At 29.9% G+C, this 17,538-nt stretch carries 20 protein-coding genes; 4 read left to right on the top strand and 16 right to left on the bottom strand.

The window, feature by feature from the left end; genetic code table 11:
- Nucleotides 1-111: 111 nt before the first annotated feature.
- The 5 genes from ACQ3F0_RS15845 to ACQ3F0_RS15825 all read right to left on the bottom strand — a co-directional run bounded on the left by ACQ3F0_RS15845 (nt 112) and on the right by ACQ3F0_RS15825 (nt 4,466).
- Complete coding sequence (locus ACQ3F0_RS15845) at nt 112-855, bottom strand: ABC transporter permease (RefSeq protein WP_428866345.1); 744 nt, start codon at nt 853-855, stop codon at nt 112-114.
- The gene (locus ACQ3F0_RS15840; protein WP_428866344.1) at nt 842-1,576 is read right to left on the bottom strand and encodes an ABC transporter ATP-binding protein; all 735 of its coding nucleotides are present in this window, start codon (nt 1,574-1,576) and stop codon (nt 842-844) included. The genes ACQ3F0_RS15845 and ACQ3F0_RS15840 overlap by 14 nt, the downstream gene beginning before the upstream one ends.
- Nucleotides 1,577-1,633: 57 nt before the next feature.
- Entirely contained in the window at nt 1,634-2,401 is a 768-nt protein-coding gene (locus ACQ3F0_RS15835) for a MerR family transcriptional regulator (RefSeq protein ID WP_428866343.1), read from the bottom strand.
- A 372-nt stretch (nt 2,402-2,773) separates the two neighbouring features.
- Complete coding sequence (locus ACQ3F0_RS15830) at nt 2,774-3,820, bottom strand: oxidoreductase (RefSeq protein WP_428866342.1); 1,047 nt, start codon at nt 3,818-3,820, stop codon at nt 2,774-2,776.
- Between the two features lie 70 nt (nt 3,821-3,890).
- Entirely contained in the window at nt 3,891-4,466 is a 576-nt protein-coding gene (locus ACQ3F0_RS15825) for a TetR/AcrR family transcriptional regulator (protein WP_428866341.1), read from the bottom strand.
- A gap of 403 nt (nt 4,467-4,869) precedes the next feature.
- Between ACQ3F0_RS15825 and ACQ3F0_RS15820 the strand changes: the two genes are divergently transcribed.
- Complete coding sequence (locus ACQ3F0_RS15820) at nt 4,870-5,361, top strand: nuclear transport factor 2 family protein (RefSeq protein WP_428866340.1); 492 nt, start codon at nt 4,870-4,872, stop codon at nt 5,359-5,361.
- A 417-nt stretch (nt 5,362-5,778) separates the two neighbouring features.
- Here the strand turns inward: ACQ3F0_RS15820 and ACQ3F0_RS15815 are convergent, their stop codons facing one another.
- From ACQ3F0_RS15815 to ACQ3F0_RS15775, 9 genes are all read right to left on the bottom strand, one after another.
- Entirely contained in the window at nt 5,779-5,916 is a 138-nt protein-coding gene (locus tag ACQ3F0_RS15815) for a hypothetical protein (RefSeq protein ID WP_428866339.1), read from the bottom strand.
- Between the two features lie 121 nt (nt 5,917-6,037).
- Nucleotides 6,038-7,063 carry a sensor histidine kinase gene (locus ACQ3F0_RS15810; protein ID WP_428866338.1) on the bottom strand — a complete coding sequence of 342 codons (1,026 nt, stop codon included), beginning with the start codon at nt 7,061-7,063 and terminating at the stop codon, nt 6,038-6,040.
- Entirely contained in the window at nt 7,056-7,745 is a 690-nt protein-coding gene (locus ACQ3F0_RS15805) for a response regulator transcription factor (RefSeq protein ID WP_428866337.1), read from the bottom strand. The genes ACQ3F0_RS15810 and ACQ3F0_RS15805 overlap by 8 nt, the downstream gene beginning before the upstream one ends.
- Before the next feature lie 8 nt (nt 7,746-7,753).
- Nucleotides 7,754-9,784 (bottom strand): FtsX-like permease family protein, encoded by a 2,031-nt coding sequence (locus ACQ3F0_RS15800; RefSeq protein ID WP_428866336.1) that lies wholly within the window; start codon nt 9,782-9,784, stop codon nt 7,754-7,756.
- Complete coding sequence (locus tag ACQ3F0_RS15795; protein WP_487250442.1) at nt 9,774-10,547, bottom strand: ABC transporter ATP-binding protein; 774 nt, start codon at nt 10,545-10,547, stop codon at nt 9,774-9,776. The genes ACQ3F0_RS15800 and ACQ3F0_RS15795 overlap by 11 nt, the downstream gene beginning before the upstream one ends.
- A gap of 1,008 nt (nt 10,548-11,555) precedes the next feature.
- On the bottom strand, nt 11,556-12,197 hold the full coding sequence (locus ACQ3F0_RS15790) for a hypothetical protein (RefSeq protein WP_428866335.1): 642 nt from the start codon (nt 12,195-12,197) through the stop codon (nt 11,556-11,558).
- Nucleotides 12,198-12,296: 99 nt separating this feature from the next.
- Nucleotides 12,297-12,638 (bottom strand): hypothetical protein, encoded by a 342-nt coding sequence (locus ACQ3F0_RS15785; RefSeq protein WP_428866334.1) that lies wholly within the window; start codon nt 12,636-12,638, stop codon nt 12,297-12,299.
- 330 nt (nt 12,639-12,968) lie between these two features.
- Nucleotides 12,969-13,223, bottom strand: coding sequence for a hypothetical protein (locus ACQ3F0_RS15780; RefSeq protein ID WP_428866333.1), 255 nt, complete (start codon nt 13,221-13,223; stop codon nt 12,969-12,971).
- A 395-nt stretch (nt 13,224-13,618) separates the two neighbouring features.
- Nucleotides 13,619-13,927: a hypothetical protein gene (locus tag ACQ3F0_RS15775; protein ID WP_428866331.1), complete on the bottom strand. Its 309-nt coding sequence runs from the start codon at nt 13,925-13,927 to the stop codon at nt 13,619-13,621.
- 316 nt (nt 13,928-14,243) lie between these two features.
- Here ACQ3F0_RS15775 and ACQ3F0_RS15770 point away from each other — a divergent pair, with 316 nt between their 5' ends.
- A complete protein-coding gene (locus ACQ3F0_RS15770) occupies nt 14,244-14,501 on the top strand; it encodes a hypothetical protein (RefSeq protein WP_428866329.1) in 258 nt (85 codons plus the stop codon).
- 149 nt (nt 14,502-14,650) lie between these two features.
- Here the strand turns inward: ACQ3F0_RS15770 and ACQ3F0_RS15765 are convergent, their stop codons facing one another.
- The gene (locus ACQ3F0_RS15765; RefSeq protein ID WP_428866327.1) at nt 14,651-14,926 is read right to left on the bottom strand and encodes a serine hydrolase domain-containing protein; all 276 of its coding nucleotides are present in this window, start codon (nt 14,924-14,926) and stop codon (nt 14,651-14,653) included.
- Between the two features lie 13 nt (nt 14,927-14,939).
- Nucleotides 14,940-15,200 carry a TfoX/Sxy family protein gene (locus tag ACQ3F0_RS15760; protein WP_428866326.1) on the bottom strand — a complete coding sequence of 87 codons (261 nt, stop codon included), beginning with the start codon at nt 15,198-15,200 and terminating at the stop codon, nt 14,940-14,942.
- Between the two features lie 330 nt (nt 15,201-15,530).
- Here ACQ3F0_RS15760 and ACQ3F0_RS15755 point away from each other — a divergent pair, with 330 nt between their 5' ends.
- Both ACQ3F0_RS15755 and ACQ3F0_RS15750 read left to right on the top strand, forming a co-directional pair.
- Entirely contained in the window at nt 15,531-16,472 is a 942-nt protein-coding gene (locus ACQ3F0_RS15755; RefSeq protein WP_428866325.1) for a helix-turn-helix transcriptional regulator, read from the top strand.
- Nucleotides 16,473-16,527: 55 nt separating this feature from the next.
- Nucleotides 16,528-17,475: a phosphotriesterase family protein gene (locus ACQ3F0_RS15750; protein WP_428866323.1), complete on the top strand. Its 948-nt coding sequence runs from the start codon at nt 16,528-16,530 to the stop codon at nt 17,473-17,475.
- Nucleotides 17,476-17,538: the final 63 nt, after the last annotated feature.

Here is a 17,538-nt window from a genome sequence, read left to right as displayed (position 1 = left end):
TTTTTTTGATGATATCTCACTATACCAAAAGGCGTAATATTGTATATGCTAGAATCAATTATAAAAAATTTTACTACTATACTATTAGATTAGTTTTAAAACATAATTCTTTTATTCCCATTTAAAAAATTTAATAGAAATAACCGAACAAACCAAAGATATCACAGCTATTATGATAATTGATAAACTAACATTATCGATAGGCAAACCAAGAGTGGCGGACTTTAGAATTTTAATGCCTTGTGTTAGTGGTAAAACATCAACTATCTTTTGCATGGCTAACGGCATTATTTCATACGGTAATGTTGCACCGGAAAAAATAAGCATAGGAAAATATAAAGCACTTGCAATAATTCCCGCGATTTTTGAGTTTTTTGCAATACCACCAACCATCATTCCAATACTAAACAGTGAAGCCATAACAAGTATCCAACCAAGAATGAATTGAAAAAAACTTCCATGCATCTGAAAACCAAAAAGTAGCGTTGCTACAATTAATAGTAAAATCAACGACACTAAAGCATAAAGAGCGTAGATAGTTACTTGCACGAGCAAAATAACTGTCGGTTTAACAGGTGTTACCTTGAATCTTTTTAGAATATGCTTGCTTCTGTAATCTGAAACAACCAAAGGTAATCCCATCACTCCTCCTGCACAGATTGCAATAGAAGCTATTGCACCAAAAGACTGGTCTAAAAATGTATAAGTAGCACCATCAAAAGCAGGTTTGTTGCCGTAAATACTCCCAAGCACTACAAGAACGATTATCGGCATACAAATTGCAAATATAAACATATCCATGCCACGTAGAGATATCTTAAGTTCTGTTTTCAGCATTGTATTAAATGTTTTCATTTTTCATTACCTCCTCATCTGTATACCAAAGATACGCATCTTCAAATTTTTCATAGGGGCTTTTTTCTATAGCTTCCTTTACTGTTCCATAAAAAACTTTTTCACCCTTATTTAAAATGCAAATAGTATCGCATAAAATCTCTACTTCATCCATAAAGTGAGAAGTTAAGAGAATGCTTAATCCTTTGTCTTTTAAATCGTTTAGAAATTGCCAAACATCTTGTCTGGCTCTTGCGTCAAGCCCTGTAGTAAGTTCATCCAAGAACACAACATCAGGGTTAGAAATTAAAGCGAGAATAATGAAAAGTCGTTGTTTTTGCCCACCAGAAAGTTCTTTGACAAGAGTTTTGCTTTTATCCGCTATGCCAAATTGAGAAAGCAAATCATTGTAATCAGCTGGGTTTTTATAAAGGGAAGCAGTCACTTCGCACAATTCTCCCACCCTAATATTCTCTTGATAATTTGCTTCTTGAAACTGAACTCCCACTTTTTCAAACAATTCTTTGCGGTTAAATTTGGGGTTTAGTCCCAATATAGACACCGAACCACTATCTAACTCCTTTGTGCCTAATATGCATTCAATAGTTGTGCTTTTTCCTGCACCATTAGCACCCAGCAAACCAAATACAGTACCTCGCTTAACAGAAAAGCTTAAATTGTTTACTGCTTTGAGTTCTCCGTAAGTTTTTGATAGATTTTCCACCTTAATTATATCATCCATCATATTATCCTCCTCTTGTTTGATATAAAAATAATAACACCAAACAAAAGTCTGGTGTTATAGTGGAGGGTTTGAATATTTATTTTTCATGTCAAATAACATACATTCCATTGTTTCTGCATTTTCTTTTGCGGAATTCAATGATGCTATAAGCTTATCGCAGACAGAAATAACATCTTCATTTTCCTCAGGTGAGTTTAATATTTGATGGATATTTGCGTTCTTGTTTTTTGATAATTCATTCATCATTCGTAATATAGCTGAAAGAGAATAGTTTGCACATTTCAGAGAACGAATAATTTTTAACTTTTGAATATCTTCGTCAGTATAAACACGATAACCATTCTCTTTTCTTTTTACCTTTAGTAGCCCATTCATTTCCCAGTTACGGAGAGTATCCATAGTGATGCCCAGCTTATCAGAAACTTCTTTGCGTTTTAAGCTACTCGTTTTTTCAGGTATTCTACCTTGTAATAATCTGTTTACAATGCTCACAACTTCATTTGCCTTCGCTATTTCATTTTGTATAGATAAAATATAATCGTTTGTTAATCGAATGGCATCATCAAAATGTCTCAAAGCTGATTTTTTTACAATTGCTATCATTTTTTTTCGTAGTCCGTTTTGAAGCACCTCTATTTGAAAAGCGGTGCGAGCTAATTTGAATTGGTCAATGTGCATATCAGTAAATACACGATATCTATTGTCTCTTCGTGTAGGCTTAGAGATAAGCCCTAACTCCTCATACATACGCACAGTGTTTGAGTGAATTCCGATAATCCTTGCAACTTCACTTGTCTTATATGTCTTTTTTACTGTATTCACCTACTTTCACAGTGATAAAGATTATATAAATTTTCTTGATATCTAATCACAATTAAACAGCTCGATAACTTCCTATTTACCTTATATTCAAGAGCTTGTTTGAAATTTTATCCAACACCCTTTAATTATAACATGTTTTGTAAATACTCATTATTAATCTTATTATGATTTTTTACTTATAATAAGGTATTTTTATCGGAAAAATAGTTGTAACCAAGTAATTTCAATGGTTAAGGCTAAAAACCGCCGTTACTTGTGGTACGGTTCACCGTAACGGGTGTAAGTGCGGTTTTCAACAAAATCGCTCAATTATGATTTATTAAGGAAGGCCGTATGATCTAAACCAGAAATCATACGGACTTCCCGAATAACCTATAGCGTATTCAGAATACATCTTTTTCTACCAGCAGACGCACACTTGCTACAGCTGACACAACGTGATTTTTCCTGACCATTTTTTAGACGTGTAATAAGGTCTGGTTCAGTGATAAATGGTCTAGACAATGAAACCATATCTACACCAGATGTTAATACAGTTTCCATATCATTGAAGTTTCTTACACCTCCAACAACCATAGTCGCGATATTCCTATCACCTTTGATCTCAAGGGCGCGATCCAAGAAATAATTATGATCTGAATATTTCTTCGTTGCGAAATCTGAACCACTGAATTCAACCGCTTCTATACCAAGCGCCTCAAACTGAAACATCATGTAATCTAGATCGTCATTATACGTAGCAGTTTCTATCAGATCATTTGAATCAATCTTTATGAATACTGGATAATCTTCACCACAGGCTTTTTTTATTTCTTCCAATATCTCGCGTACAATTCTAAATCTGTTTTCTGAACTTCCACCATAGTTATCCGTACGCTTATTGATAGATGGCTTCAGGAATTCGCATAAAAGATACCCATGAGCAGCGTGTAACTGCACACCATCCATTCCGGATTTTTGTGCACGCACAGCGGCTTCAACAAAATCACTTTTCACTCTAGTAATTTCATCAATCGTCATCTCTCTTGCAACTCTACCATCTTCTAGATCAAATTCAGACGGTCCGAATGGATCTTGTGAATAAGCTTGGATACCAGCATGGTTGATTTGTGCAATAACCTTCGTGTCGTGCGGCTCTACAATTTCCTTGATTTTTTTTGCATGTTTAATATGATCGTCATTAATCAGTTCATTTGAGCCGGGTGCAACAATACCGTCCTTTGAAACGAAAAACTGCCCTGCAATAATGAGCCCGATTTCATTGGATGCCAATTCATCATACATTTTAAGCTCATCTGCGCTGATGGTCCCATCAAGATTACCAAGCATACTATGCGTCGCTGATCTTACAATTCTATTCTTGATTGCCATGTTTCTTAGCTTTAGTGCTTTAAATACTTTCAGATTTTCAAAATTCATAATACTCATCTCCTTATTTATTCACATTTATTTAGACCGGTTTACTTAAATATTTGAAAATATAACCACTTTACTTTAAGTAAAATGGTAGTACATTACTAATGAAGTTGTTAAGTGGCAACTCTGAATTCTCATACTTCATCCTCAATACTGCACCATGATAGTTATCATAAATCATATGTGTCAATCGAACAGGATCTATTTGATTTGAGATGAGTTCCAAGGTGGTTGCGCTCTCAATCCATTGTATTATGAAACCTTTGTGTTTATCCATATTGCTATGAATTAACTCGATAATATCCTCATTTTCCACACCATCTGAAACAATATTCATCATTGGACATGTTCTAAGGTTGCCGTTATTGAAAAAGAAATCATTCGAAATAGAATAAAACTTCGTAATTTTTTCAATGGGATTCAGAGTGCTATCATTATCTATCTGTTCCAAAATGAATTTTACTTTTCTGTTATAAAGCTTTATTGCTTCGATAACAAATGCATCTTTGTTTTCAAAGAAATTGTAAAAGGATCCTTTGGGAATCCCGCAAGCCTTTAATACGTGCTGAACGCCTAACCCTGAAAACCCCTTCATCGTTAGAATTTCAACACCAGATTGCAAAATTTCCTCTCTATTGTATTTTGACATATTTCCTCCTAAACAAATATAAGACCGGTTTACTTATATAGTACTTCTTCTTTAGTTAATTGTCAACGAAAATCTATACAATTATGATTATCAATGAAAATCTATACATTCTCATTGACAAGCAATAAAAAATAAACTATAATATAAGTAAACTAGTCTAATTTATGCAGTGATGTATTACCATTTACTTATCATAAGTTGAAGTGGTTATATTTTTACAGGATATAAGTAGAACGGTCTAGTAATTTATGCATTTAGTAAGTACCCGCTATTGACGTTCATAAGACTAAGGATGAAAAATGAAAACGTAGAAGAAATTTTATTGAGGATCTGTTTTTACAACTCCTCAGGAAAAGGTTACTATATCAATCAAAAAAATATAAATGAAAATAGGAGGCTTACAATGAGTCAATCACAAAAATATCCAATAATTGATATCAACAAACATTTACAAGAAAATTGGACAGAACAAGAAACAGAAAATGCAAAGATCGTCGTGGACTTTTTTCAACATTTGATGAATGAACATGACTTTGACTACACAATGAAAAAATATGGTAATGGTCCGTACACACAACATAACAGAGCTATACCAAATGAAATGTCAGGACTTATTGGCTATGTGAAAACACTGACCAAGAGATTCCCTGAGTATTCTTTTGATGTGAAGCGAATATATGCTGATGGTGATTTCATTCTCTTGCATAGCCATACCACAATGATGGCGAAGCACAGGGGCAATGAGAAAAAAGGATTCATAATTACTGATACATTTCGATTAAAAGATGGAAAACTGGTAGAGCACTGGGACGCAATCCAACCAATTGATACTTTCTCAAGACTGTTGTTCTTAATGACAGGAGGAAGTATAAATAATAGCAATCCAACTTTCTAACAAACTCATGTAGATCAAAGACCATCTCATTAAGGGATGGTCTTCTCTTGCTCATTTTTAATTTTCTCTTTTACATTGATGTCATTTATGTTGTAATTATAATCGAACCACTTGAAAAGTACCCCAAGATTTATAATTCCAAGCTCATCCACAGAGCGGGACGAACTCCGCCGCTGTTATCGCCTGTTGAATGGTGAATCGTTTTGTTGCTGTCTGAATTAGCACTCACATTATTAGCCTAATGTAATGGGTATATGTATAATTAGAAGTTTAAGAATATTGGATTACTTATGATACGTTTCACCTTACCGTAAATAAAAAAGTTTAGACTTCCCATATACAATATAATTAATATTATTTCAATTTCAACTCCTCATTATATTTTTTGTAAAAATAAAATAGACTAATAAGCCTATCTTAACAATTTGCACTTTTTATTTTTTTAATTTCTAATATATCCAATCCTGTTTTTGTAGCTATTGTTTCATCATCTAAAACATCTAATAAATTTTTAGCTATTTCTACTACCTTTCTTTCCTCTGCAGAACTAATCATATTACCTCTTTCATAAAGTGATCTTTCCTCAATAAAATAATGTTCTTTTATACATATTTCCTTGATTAGTTAACTGAACTTCAATATCTACGTGCTATATCTTAGTCTATCTTTCATTTATTCAATCAATTACCTTAGGAAATACTAGTGAGATTTCAAACCCAGCAATATAATTATCATTTACCTCTAAGCCAACTTTCAAGCTTTCAGCTACTTGTTTTGCTAAATATAATCCCATTCCTGTTGAATTTTTTCTTTGTTCTCCAATCTCACCTGTGAAGCCTTTTTCAAATATAAATGGTAAATCATACGCTTTAACTCCTATTCCATCATCTCTTATAGTAAGGTTTAAATTTTTCTCATTTTCATCTGAAGTAATAACTATCTGTGGATCACTTACTTCAATATTTTTATATTTTACTGAATTACTAATTATTTGTCTTATAATAAATTGAATTCCTCTTTTATCAGATAGTACTTTATAATCCTCAATGTCTAATATTACATCTATGCCTTTTTCCTGTAATATTACTTTATATTCTTCAATTACTTCTATACAACTCTCTTTTAATGATAGCTCTTTAAAAAAGTAATCATTACAAGTCGATTTTAGCCTTGCATAATATAGCATTCTTTCTATATCCTCTTGCATTTTTGTTCTTACATATTGTAATCTTTTATATACTACCGGTGATATTTCTTCTTTTCTATTATCTAGTACAAAGGTCATTAACCCTAAAGGCGTTTTTATCTCATGTGCCCAAGCTTCTATGTACTCTTCATACTCATCAATTCCTTGCTTATGAATATTTATAGTATTTTGATTTTGTCTTAAAATTTTACCTACATCTTTTATTGCTTGAGCTTCTTCAAAATGAAACAATGTGATAATTTCATTTTCCATATCTTTAGTAGGCTCATCTAAAAACCTACTAATTGCTTGTTCTATTTTTAAATCTTTTTTATAGATACTAAATGCTGTAGCACAATATAAAATTAAAGAACCAATAACCATTGTAGGAAAAATATAAATAAAAGCTTTATCATTACTTAACCATAACAATCCTCCAAATATAAAGTTCAGTGTAAGTATAACAACAAACCAAAGTCTATTTTTTTCAAACACTCCTCTTAATCTTTTAATCATTACTCTTATCTCCTATAGGCTCTAAGGAATAACCTTTACCCCTAATTGTACTTATCTTATAATCAGTATCTAAATTATGTAATGATTTCTTTAGTCTAGTCATATTAACATGAAGAGCATTTTCATCTATATATTCTGTTGTACCCCAAAGATTCTTAAATAGCATCTTCTTAGTAACAATCTTTTGGTAATTTTTAAGTAATAACTCCATAATCTTTCCTTGATTATCAGGTAAAATCATAGCTTTACCTTTAACATTAATAGTATAGGTTTGTAAATCTAAGCTAATATCCTTTATCTCTGCATAGTGCTTTCTATCTTCTAAACGACGTAACAAATTTGTTATTCTTGCTAATAAGCGTTCTTTATGACAAGGTTTATTTATATATTCATCTGCACCAATATCAAGAGCATGTAACTCATCCTTCATTTGATTTCGACCTGTTAAAACAAGTATTGGAACATTACTTTTATGTCTAATTCCCTTACATATTTCAAACCCAGATATTCTAGGTAAATTTAAATCTAATAATACAAGGTCTGGTGAAGCTGCTATAATCTCATCTATTGCATTTGAAAATTTAGTTATACAAAAGGTATCATAACCTTCCTTTTCTAAAATATACTGAAGCTCTTCTCTCATAAAAAGCTCATCTTCTACAATTACAATCTTCTTCACCATTATCACCTCTAATTATCTTCTCTTCTTCTATCCATTATCTTTAAAATATTTTTATCACTGCTTTTCTTTACAAATTGCATGTAAATTAATTCTATCACACATATTAAGACAATAATAGGAATTGAAATAATCATTAGTTTACCAACTTGCTCCTTCATTGTCGTTGTCATAATACCTGTAAATAATGACCTTACTGCAAATATACTACTTATCGCTGCAATTGCTATTGGTAGTGAAAAATACCAATCAGTTTGATTTCTTGCAGATTTACATAGCATTTCATAGCTTGCACCTAAGTATGTTAATGATTGATACCTCTTCCTTGTTTTTTGTTGGTGCATTAAAAATTGTACTCCCATAACTGTATTTGCTATTATTAGAAAAATAACTGCTAAATAAATAGTTGTATAACTTGCTGCAACAGTATAAAATAACTCTCTTCCTATATTTTGAAGATAACTTTCATAACATATATTAGTAGTATTAAGCTTTTCATTAACCTTACTAATAGCTTGCATTAAACTATTTTCTTTAACAAATTTTTGATTTAGAGTTGCATTCCAATAAGTGCTAACATTATTTTCACTAGTATATTTATTAAAAACTGTTTCCGGCACTATTAAACCATAGCTAATAGTAATAAATCTATCTGTTACAATGCTATCAGTATAACATTTGTCTATTAACTTATATTCTTCAACATCAAAATATAAAGTAGGTCTTTCCTTTAAAGCATTTTCCATTACAGCTCCAACTTCAAACTCAGGATCATTATAAAGAGCTACTTCATTATCCTTTAATATAATTTCCTCCTTCCCTTGTAACTCTAAAAGCTTATTATATGAAGTTACAGAAATTAAATATGGTATATCCATATATTGAAGATTGTTTAATAAAATATCTTTACTGTCTTCATCCTTTTGATTTTCTACTGCACTTATCAAATCTTTTGCTGAAAAACTATTACCATGAAAAATTCCTATATTCATATCATATAGCCCATCAATATACTCATTTAACTCCAACTTATTTATTACTGACTTGATTTCCTTATCTTCTGCTTTAAATGTGTAGTCTATAACATGAGCTTCCTTTGAATTAAATAAGTATCCTACTGGAATACCATATGCAAAACAGCTAATTGCCATCAAAACTAAAAGTGATGAAATAGCTAAAGTCTTTGGTTTTAAAAATACTGATTCTTGTAATTGTCTAAAGGTGAACATTTTTAATCCGCTTTTGTTAGTTTTCTTTTTAAGAATTATTTCAAATAATACACCTATACCTTGAAATAATAGGAAGGTTCCACTAAGTCCTAATATTACTGTAATTCCCATGAACATTATGTTTTTCCATGATAATCCCATAATTGCTATAGCAAATGTAACTGTAAGTAATATTCCTCCTAAAACCAATTTAATACTAACAATTACTTTACTTATTTTTCTTTTCTTCTCTCCTTGAGATTCTGAAAGTAATTCTGTAACCTCTTTTCTTGAAAATTTACCACTTAAAATAATAAGTGCTACAAATCTAATAATAAAATATCCTATAATAGTTCCTATAACTGCTGAAAATGAAAATGAAAAATTATGTCCTAATATACCTAACCCTACAATTTTAGCTGTTACTAAACTAATAATTTCAGATATAAAGATTGCAACTGGTATACCGATTAGTAATGACAATACACTATTCCATGACTCTTCTGCAAAAAGCATTAATAATAACTTACTACGCTTCATACCAAGCATTAAATACATTCCAAGTTCTTTACTTCTTCTTTCTAGTTGATATTTCCCTGCAAAATATACGAGAAAAAATAAGATAAATAATGATAATCCATATAAAGATGGAATCAATAAAAATAGCTTGTCTATTGCTTGACTTTCCATAGTCTTTAAAAATATAATAACATCTTGTTTTTCAAGAGATAAAATAATATAAAATGCAACAATAGATATGATTAATGATACAAAAAATAATCCATTTTCTTTTCTATTTCGCTTACTATTTCTATTAACTAAATCATAAAACATTTGCACTTCCACCTCCTAGTTGTGCCATAACTAGAAGTATTCTTTCATAAAAATCTTGTCTAGATTCCTTTGGCTTTTTACGTCTTAGCTCATGAAAAAGATTTCCATCTTGTATAAATAAAATTCTTGAACAAAAGCTAGCTACATTTGCATCATGAGTAACCATTAAAATAGTTGTTTTTTGATCCTCATTTAAATCAGACAGTTTTTGCATTAATGCTTTTGCATTTTTAGAATCTAATGCTCCTGTAGGTTCATCTGCAAGAATAATTTGTGGATTTAAAATTAAAGCCCTTGCTGCTGCAACACGTTGCTTTTGTCCACCTGAAATTTCATTAGGAAATTTATCTAATACATCTGTAATCTCCATATACTCTGCTAATTTTTCTACTTCTACCTTATTATTCTGTAGTTTATTATGAATAGCCATTGGAAGAAGCATATTTTCCCTTGCAGTTAAATTTTCTAGTAGCTCAAAGTTTTGAAATAGATAACCTATCTTATTTCCTCTATAATCTGCTAATTTATTTCCTTTAAAGTCCTCGATTCTCTCTCCGTTTAATAAAATATTACCTTCTGTAGGGTGAGTTGTGGTTGCAATACAATTAAGCAATGTTGTTTTTCCTGAACCGCTACTTCCCATAATTCCAATGAATTCACCATTCATTACTTGAAAACTGATTCCATCTAAAGCCTTAGTTACAAAATCTTTTTTACCATAATATTTTTTTAAGTTTTTAACTTCTAATATTCTCTCTATCATTATAATCCCCTTTCACCTCATAACTTTATAGTTAACAAATAAAACTCCGGAATTTAATTTATTTCTAATTGTTATCTTCCATAATTATTATAAATGGAATTGCTAAAATAAAATACTTACAGTTGATGAAAGGTTTTGAAAGTAAAAGCTGAAGCAATAAATACTCCATTTTTCTTTTATGATTATAGTTATGTTGAATTTTCTTTTTAAAGAATTTGATATAGTATTGATAATTTATTATTAGACCTTTACTATAACCATATCATTTCCCTCCAAAAATATAATATAAGCTAATGATACTTTTTATGTCATTGGCTTGATTTCATAGTTTTAATCACTTATTACAATTTTGATTGTCTACAGATACGCTTCACCGTATCCCATCCTAAATCTTTATAAATTGAACAATAGTTAACAACTTGACTCTTTACATTCAACTTCCTGATATTAATATCTCATTCCATGGTATCAGTTTCATATTATTAGCCTAATGGGTATAGACATTCGCTGTGATTATTATATTTCCTTTACGGCACAATACATTTATTTATTGTAATACTGAATATAATGTTAATTATTAACGGATATTTTATCAAAACAGGATAGAGCATATAAATAACTTTTTCATGATTAACCATTTTTATTTCTTAAATTATTTAATAATCAAATATTCTACAAATATATAAAAATTACTTTGAATTCTACATTTTAGAATAAAAACCACCTATCTGTCAAAAATTTAGTTGAGATGGTTAGATGAAATTTTATTTACATTGTATGGATAATGGGAAGGTATTACTTCATGTTTTATAAGTTATTTAAACACTGATATACTTTTTATTTTAACTGGTATATTTACCTAAGAGTCAGGTATCTTCTGGGCCGAGCATCGACTCATTTGCTTGTACTTTCTAAACAAGGAGCAGATTTCATTGCATTCTTGATTATTTTTCTTCTCAAATACAAACTATATACAGCCTATGTATAAACACATGTGAACATTAATAATTATTTTATATTTTCCATATTATATATATTTCCAATAATAAAATAACCATCATTTTTGTATTCTATTTTTCCATCAGTGATTATTGGTAAATTGCCATTTGAAAACTTGTTCATAGAAAAGATTTTAATATCATCATTTTTTTGCAATTCTTCTTTTATTTGATCATAATTTGATTCACCATCTCTATTTATTGATTGCAACATTGCCAAATTACAAAAATATCTATTATTGGCCTTTACTTTATACCATTCTTCATTCACTACACAATTTATTCCCTGTAATTGATATTTTGCATAATCTAATGCTTTTTTAGCATTTTTCACGTCAGTAACTCCACTACTTGCTCCATAACATGATCCTTTTAGTTCAAAATAACATATATTTTCTTCCCTGTACCATATTATATCTCCTCGACACCCTTTTGAACCATTTCTCTCTATACTAGCTTCTGATACTGCAAATGAGAATTCTTGTTCATTCTCTTCAATATATTTATATATTGAGGATATTAACAAGCTATTAAATCCAGCTTCCTCTACGATATATGGTATTTTATGTCCTGTTTTTGAACATATTGCCCATATTTTATTAATTTTCTTATTTAGATACTGTCCTATTATTTCTCTTATAATTCTTTCCATCTAAAGTCTCCTTCCATTTTTTCATCATAACTAATTCTAAATTCTAATGCTTAGGTCATTAATATACCGTTTTTTAATGCAGACACACTCCTTCATTATTTAATTTGATATATCTTTAAAAGTATTAGCCAATTCATATAATAATTTACAAATACTTTTATCAAACTCCTCACTATTATAAAAATCCATCCCAGACATCTCACTTCCAAGTATTATACTCAGTTCATAGTGTTCTTCATCTTTATTTAACAAATAACAGTATACAAAATCAATAAATAATTCTAAGTCATTTAACAGAATATATCTATTATAGTAACTATAATTAGATAATATTTTTATCATTATTTTTCTTTTTAACTCAGAATTTGCAATTTCCCTAATATCCATAAATATACCATTTTCTTTTAAATACCTCTGATAAACCTTTCTAAATATGCTCACAATAGTATCTTTAGAGTTTTTAATATATTCCTCTTTGTTTTCAGTTTCATTAAAACCACTAAAATTAATCGTATTCAGAGGTGCACCTACTAAATCAAAGATTTTCCATCATATTTCCTGATTTTTCTTAGTTTACCTCTAGTTGTAATTCAAGTATATTATGTTTTTATACTATTGTATTATAAATCTTTATTCAAATAGAAAAAAGAATTCTTTTTATAAAAAAAAGAACTCTTTTCTTAAGTTGATGACATTGCCCGCCCACCCGCCAAGAGACTAAATTATAAATAAATTCCTATATAATGTATTTTGCAACTAATTATGATATAATTAACAATAATCATTAAATTGATAAGTAAAATCATCAAAGGCGGGATGTCTTATACTTAATTTTTTCGTTACAAAAACATTTCCTATAATACCCTTTATTTTAGGCTTTCTTTTAAGTATGTTCTTGTATCCACTATTGGATAATAAATATAAATTATCAAATAAAATAGATTCTAAGTTAAAAGGTAATAAATATTGGAAACCAGTTTTTATTACTGTTTCTTCACTAATTTTCATATTAATTTTGGGTATCATCGGGATTTATTTTATAAATATCCCTGATATGTTATATTTCAGTATTTGTGGTATTATCGCTGGTGTAGCCAGTAAAATTACTATTAGTAATAAGATCAACGGCTAACTATTTATCCTAAACAAATTTTAAATCAACATTCTTTCTTAATAATGGAATATTTTTTTGCAGGAAAATAGAATATCATCCTAATAAAAATTATATATACACCTAACGTAAAAATAGCTGGATTTAGAATACTAAATATCAAAATTCCTGAAATAATAAAATATATAGCAATAACACTACTCTGAATAAAAAGCAATTTATTACGATAAATCAAACCGTATTACTTTTTAACATGGTTCAATAATAGTGTATACTTTAAGCAGTTTTTTATAAAAGGAAAACTTATAGTCTAATTTTCTTTTTCTACTATTCCTATACCCAAAATAACATCTGGTAAGACGGCAAATAAACCTATTACTATTCCATATACTATAGAGTTCAAATCAAAAAAGTATCCAATTGCAACAATAATGGAAATATCAATAATAAATACAACACCTCTTAATAGTTTTCTATGTTTTACATTTCTAACTATTTTATACCAAGGATCAAATAGTTTTAAAAAACTGTTGCTAGATGTATTTACTATTGCACTAAATATTGCGAAAGATATAAACATCGGTACCAATCCATATAAGACACGTGCCTCAAAACTCATCCTACTTCAATCCTTTCTATAACTAATATCTTGCAAAGATGAATCAATAAATAAACATGTTTTCTAAATTATATCTAATACGTAAAATATTATCAATATAATCAGTTGTTAAATATATGTAAATATGAAGATTCGCTTGCCTGCTCCTCTATAGGCCTGTTATCCTTGTCAACAGTTGTTAACATCCCTAAGCAGGCTGAGCGAAAACCATCAACAAATGTCCAATTATAGTATAATATAGATATACATATACTGATTGGAGTGTGGTTTAAGTGAATTATGTATTTGGTAAGCAAAGAAACCAAGTTCTTAACCAATGGCAGAAAAAATACGTGAACGATTAAAAAATGAAATGTCAAAGTATAAAAAGAGGCAAAATATTGTAGATCATCCTTTTGGAACCATAAAAAGGACTATGAACTTTTATTACCTTCTTACTAGAAAATTTAAAATGGTAAGAGGTGAGGTTAGTGTTGCCATTTTTACATATAATCTAAAAAGAGTGATATCAATTTTAGGGAATAAAGGATTGATTTTGCTTATAAAAGAGAAAATGCAATTGAAGGTGGCATAATAAGTCATCTTTTTAATTAATAATTGATTATTTTCTTAATAAAAACAGTTGATAGCAAGCTCCTTCAGTTTCACTTCAGGCGCAAAATACCCCGGACCTAGTGAACATACTGTTAATTATTTACAGTATGTTCACTAGGTCCGGGGCACTTACTGAGGACATGCAATGGCCGAAGTTGCTTTCTTTTCTATAGATGCATCCAGTTCAAGCTTTCCTTCATCAACAAGCTTCATAATACCCCAAGCTGTAATAGTTTTAGAAATAGAGCCTACCTGAAATATTGTGTCTCCCTTTACTGTAGTTTTTTTACCTTTGTCTGCAAATCCATAATTATAGTTAAATATAACATTTCCTTTTTCTATAATTGCTATACTAACGCCTGGTATATTATATTTCTTCATTAACTTTGGGACTCTTGTATCCAATTGTTGTTCGAAACTATTTGCCTTTATGGATATTATAAAAATCTTTTAGGTCTGATTTGCGTTGCTGAGGTAACGCTGTTTTCTTAACACCGTGAATTGCACCTTCTAGTGCTAACAATCTATTAATACACGCAGAAGCATCAATTTCTTGTATTTTCAGCCACGCCTGTTTTGCACCAATATCTTTTAATTCATCATAAGTAAATATACCTACTTTATTCAACTGCCTTTCAACTTCTTTTCCTATATTAGGTAGTTTTGATAATTCTCCCATTATGAAACTTCCTTTCAAATTACTATTTTTCTAAAGATTATATGAATAATCTTTACTTCGATTCAACTATCTCTAGCTTCTATTATAACAAAATTTAGTTCATCCTGATATTTTTTCCCATACATTCATCCAACTTTAATGAAAACCGTACTTACTTATTATACTAGAATTTATGTAGTATAATGAATTAGTATCAGGCTAACATTATACATTCCAATATGCTATAATAAGCAAAGATGTATTGTAACTAGAGGTAATAACGAAGTATTTGTATTCGAAAACGATTTGAGAAGTTTTCATTATATAATATATAAAAATAATGGTGGGTATATGAAAAAATCAGAAAGATTGAATGGACTAATATTTGCATTAAATGAGAGAGGTAGGCTTACTGCAAAAGACCTTGCTGAATTATTTGAAGTTAGTGAAAGAACTATTTATAGAGATATTGATGCCTTATGCCAGCTTAAGGTGCCAATTGTCGCTTATGAAGGATTAAACGGAGGATATGAAATAGATTCAGATTATTTTCTTCCTAGTATAAAGTTAAATGAACAAGAAATCCTAATGCTACTTATTGCTTTAAGGGTTGGCGAGGAACTAAAGTTACCAAATTTATCTGGTGATTATCAACTTTTAAAAGCAAAAATCATAAACACTTTTTCAAAAGAGGATCATGACCGGGTAGAGAATTTGCTTGATAAGATGAGTTTTTATTTTTCAAGAATTGAACCGGCTGAGTATGTAGTAGGTGTATTTTCTACCATTATAGAAGGACTTATGAATAATGTTCAGATTAGTATGGAATACTATGTGCCTAAAAGGAATCAATTAACTGAAAGAATTTTATCTCCTACTGAGTTTTTTTTTGACGAAGGTGGATGGTATTTAACTGGTTTATGTCATATGCGAAATGAAAAAAGAACATTTCGTTTGGATCGTATTCGAGGAATTTCTCTTTTAGAAGAAAAAAATCAAGTTAAGTGTGATCACCTTAACAATATTTCGAATCATTATATTGAAGAAACTTATATATTAGATCTTTTACCCTCATTCTACCGAGTGATTAAAGATAATTCTTACATGAGCAAAAGTCAAATTCTTTCCGAGAGCTCTTTAATTAGGGTTCAGGTAACAAGCCAATTCAAAGATGAAATAACAAAGATTATCCTTTCAAATCCAAATAAGGTAACAATTATAGAACCAGATAGCTATAAAAAAGAAATCCAGCAATTAATAGAAGCTCTTTCAAATAAATATTTACAACTCTGACAGGTATATGTCAGAGTTTTTTTGTTATTATTCTTAAAAAGAGGAGGAACTATAAATGATTTATACTGTAAAAGGACCTATTAAACAAAAGGAGATGGGAATTACCTTATCTCATGAACATTTTAAATGGGAATATGATGAAGATTTAGCTCTAAGTATGTACTATGAGAAAAGATATGATGATGAGGCTAATGAAAAATTTTATGAAAGGCTGTTGCCTATAATGATGAGCCTTAAGAAAGCAAAATGTAGAGCAGTCGTAGAGACTTCACCACCAATTGGAGGACAGAATCTAAGATTGTTGAAGAAATTATCTGAAACCACAGATATACATATTATTCCTTGTACTGGTATGAATATCACCAAATATGCTATTGAGTTATTTCCAAAGGAATTCTCGAATCAGTTAGCAGATCGCTGGATAAATGATTTCAATCTCGGTCTTGATACAATCGATAATATTTTGATTCGACCAGGATATATTAAGTTGTTATTAGATAATGGAAAACTGTCAGTCATTGATAGAGAAATGCTACGTGCTGCTGTTAAAGCAAGTAATGCTACTGGTATGCCAATTCATTGTCATATCTTTGCATCTGAAATGGTTGAACATGTTATTGATCTTGTAAAGAAAGAAAACATGGACCTGTCGAAATTCTTATGGGCACATGGAGATTATGAAAGTAATATATCAGCCATAGTAGATGCCATAAAAGCAGGAATTTGGGTTGGCATTGATCAAATTAGATCAGAAACCCACCAACAAAGATGTGACTTAATTAAAACTCTTATAAACAAAAAAGTGGAAGGACATCTGTTACTTTCTCAAGATTATGATTTTTACGAGATGTCTGCTAATAAAGAAGGTATCAAAAATTCAACTAGTTTATTGAACGAGTTCATTCCCTATTGTATTGAACAAGGAATTGAGAGTTCAAAACTTATCGAAATGTTAAGCAAAAATCCAAGTATATTCTATAATATTGGAGAAAACGAGATATAGTAATGAAAAAGATCCGCCAGCTGGTAATAATTTTTTCACTATTACTAGCTGGTAGGTGTATTG

Source organism: Clostridium sediminicola, from assembly GCF_050402865.1.
Taxonomy (GTDB): Bacteria; Bacillota; Clostridia; order Clostridiales; family Clostridiaceae; genus Clostridium_AF; species Clostridium_AF sediminicola.
Note: the sequence above shows the minus strand (reverse complement) of the source record. Positions and strands in the feature narration are given on the sequence as shown.

Coding starts and splice junctions, on each gene's coding strand:
- ACQ3F0_RS15845 (WP_428866345.1), bottom strand. CDS start 855: ATGAAAACATTTAATACAATGCTGAAAACAGAACTTAAGATATCTCTA.
- ACQ3F0_RS15840 (WP_428866344.1), bottom strand. CDS start 1,576: ATGGATGATATAATTAAGGTGGAAAATCTATCAAAAACTTACGGAGAA.
- ACQ3F0_RS15830 (WP_428866342.1), bottom strand. CDS start 3,820: ATGAATTTTGAAAATCTGAAAGTATTTAAAGCACTAAAGCTAAGAAAC.
- ACQ3F0_RS15825 (WP_428866341.1), bottom strand. CDS start 4,466: ATGTCAAAATACAATAGAGAGGAAATTTTGCAATCTGGTGTTGAAATT.
- ACQ3F0_RS15820 (WP_428866340.1), top strand. CDS start 4,870: ATGAGTCAATCACAAAAATATCCAATAATTGATATCAACAAACATTTA.
- ACQ3F0_RS15815 (WP_428866339.1), bottom strand. CDS start 5,916: ATGATTAGTTCTGCAGAGGAAAGAAAGGTAGTAGAAATAGCTAAAAAT.
- ACQ3F0_RS15810 (WP_428866338.1), bottom strand. CDS start 7,063: ATGATTAAAAGATTAAGAGGAGTGTTTGAAAAAAATAGACTTTGGTTT.
- ACQ3F0_RS15805 (WP_428866337.1), bottom strand. CDS start 7,745: ATGGTGAAGAAGATTGTAATTGTAGAAGATGAGCTTTTTATGAGAGAA.
- ACQ3F0_RS15800 (WP_428866336.1), bottom strand. CDS start 9,784: ATGTTTTATGATTTAGTTAATAGAAATAGTAAGCGAAATAGAAAAGAA.
- ACQ3F0_RS15795 (WP_487250442.1), bottom strand. CDS start 10,547: ATGATAGAGAGAATATTAGAAGTTAAAAACTTAAAAAAATATTATGGT.
- ACQ3F0_RS15790 (WP_428866335.1), bottom strand. CDS start 12,197: ATGGAAAGAATTATAAGAGAAATAATAGGACAGTATCTAAATAAGAAA.
- ACQ3F0_RS15780 (WP_428866333.1), bottom strand. CDS start 13,223: ATGATACCCAAAATTAATATGAAAATTAGTGAAGAAACAGTAATAAAA.
- ACQ3F0_RS15775 (WP_428866331.1), bottom strand. CDS start 13,927: ATGAGTTTTGAGGCACGTGTCTTATATGGATTGGTACCGATGTTTATA.
- ACQ3F0_RS15770 (WP_428866329.1), top strand. CDS start 14,244: ATGGCAGAAAAAATACGTGAACGATTAAAAAATGAAATGTCAAAGTAT.
- ACQ3F0_RS15760 (WP_428866326.1), bottom strand. CDS start 15,200: ATGGGAGAATTATCAAAACTACCTAATATAGGAAAAGAAGTTGAAAGG.
- ACQ3F0_RS15755 (WP_428866325.1), top strand. CDS start 15,531: ATGAAAAAATCAGAAAGATTGAATGGACTAATATTTGCATTAAATGAG.
- ACQ3F0_RS15750 (WP_428866323.1), top strand. CDS start 16,528: ATGATTTATACTGTAAAAGGACCTATTAAACAAAAGGAGATGGGAATT.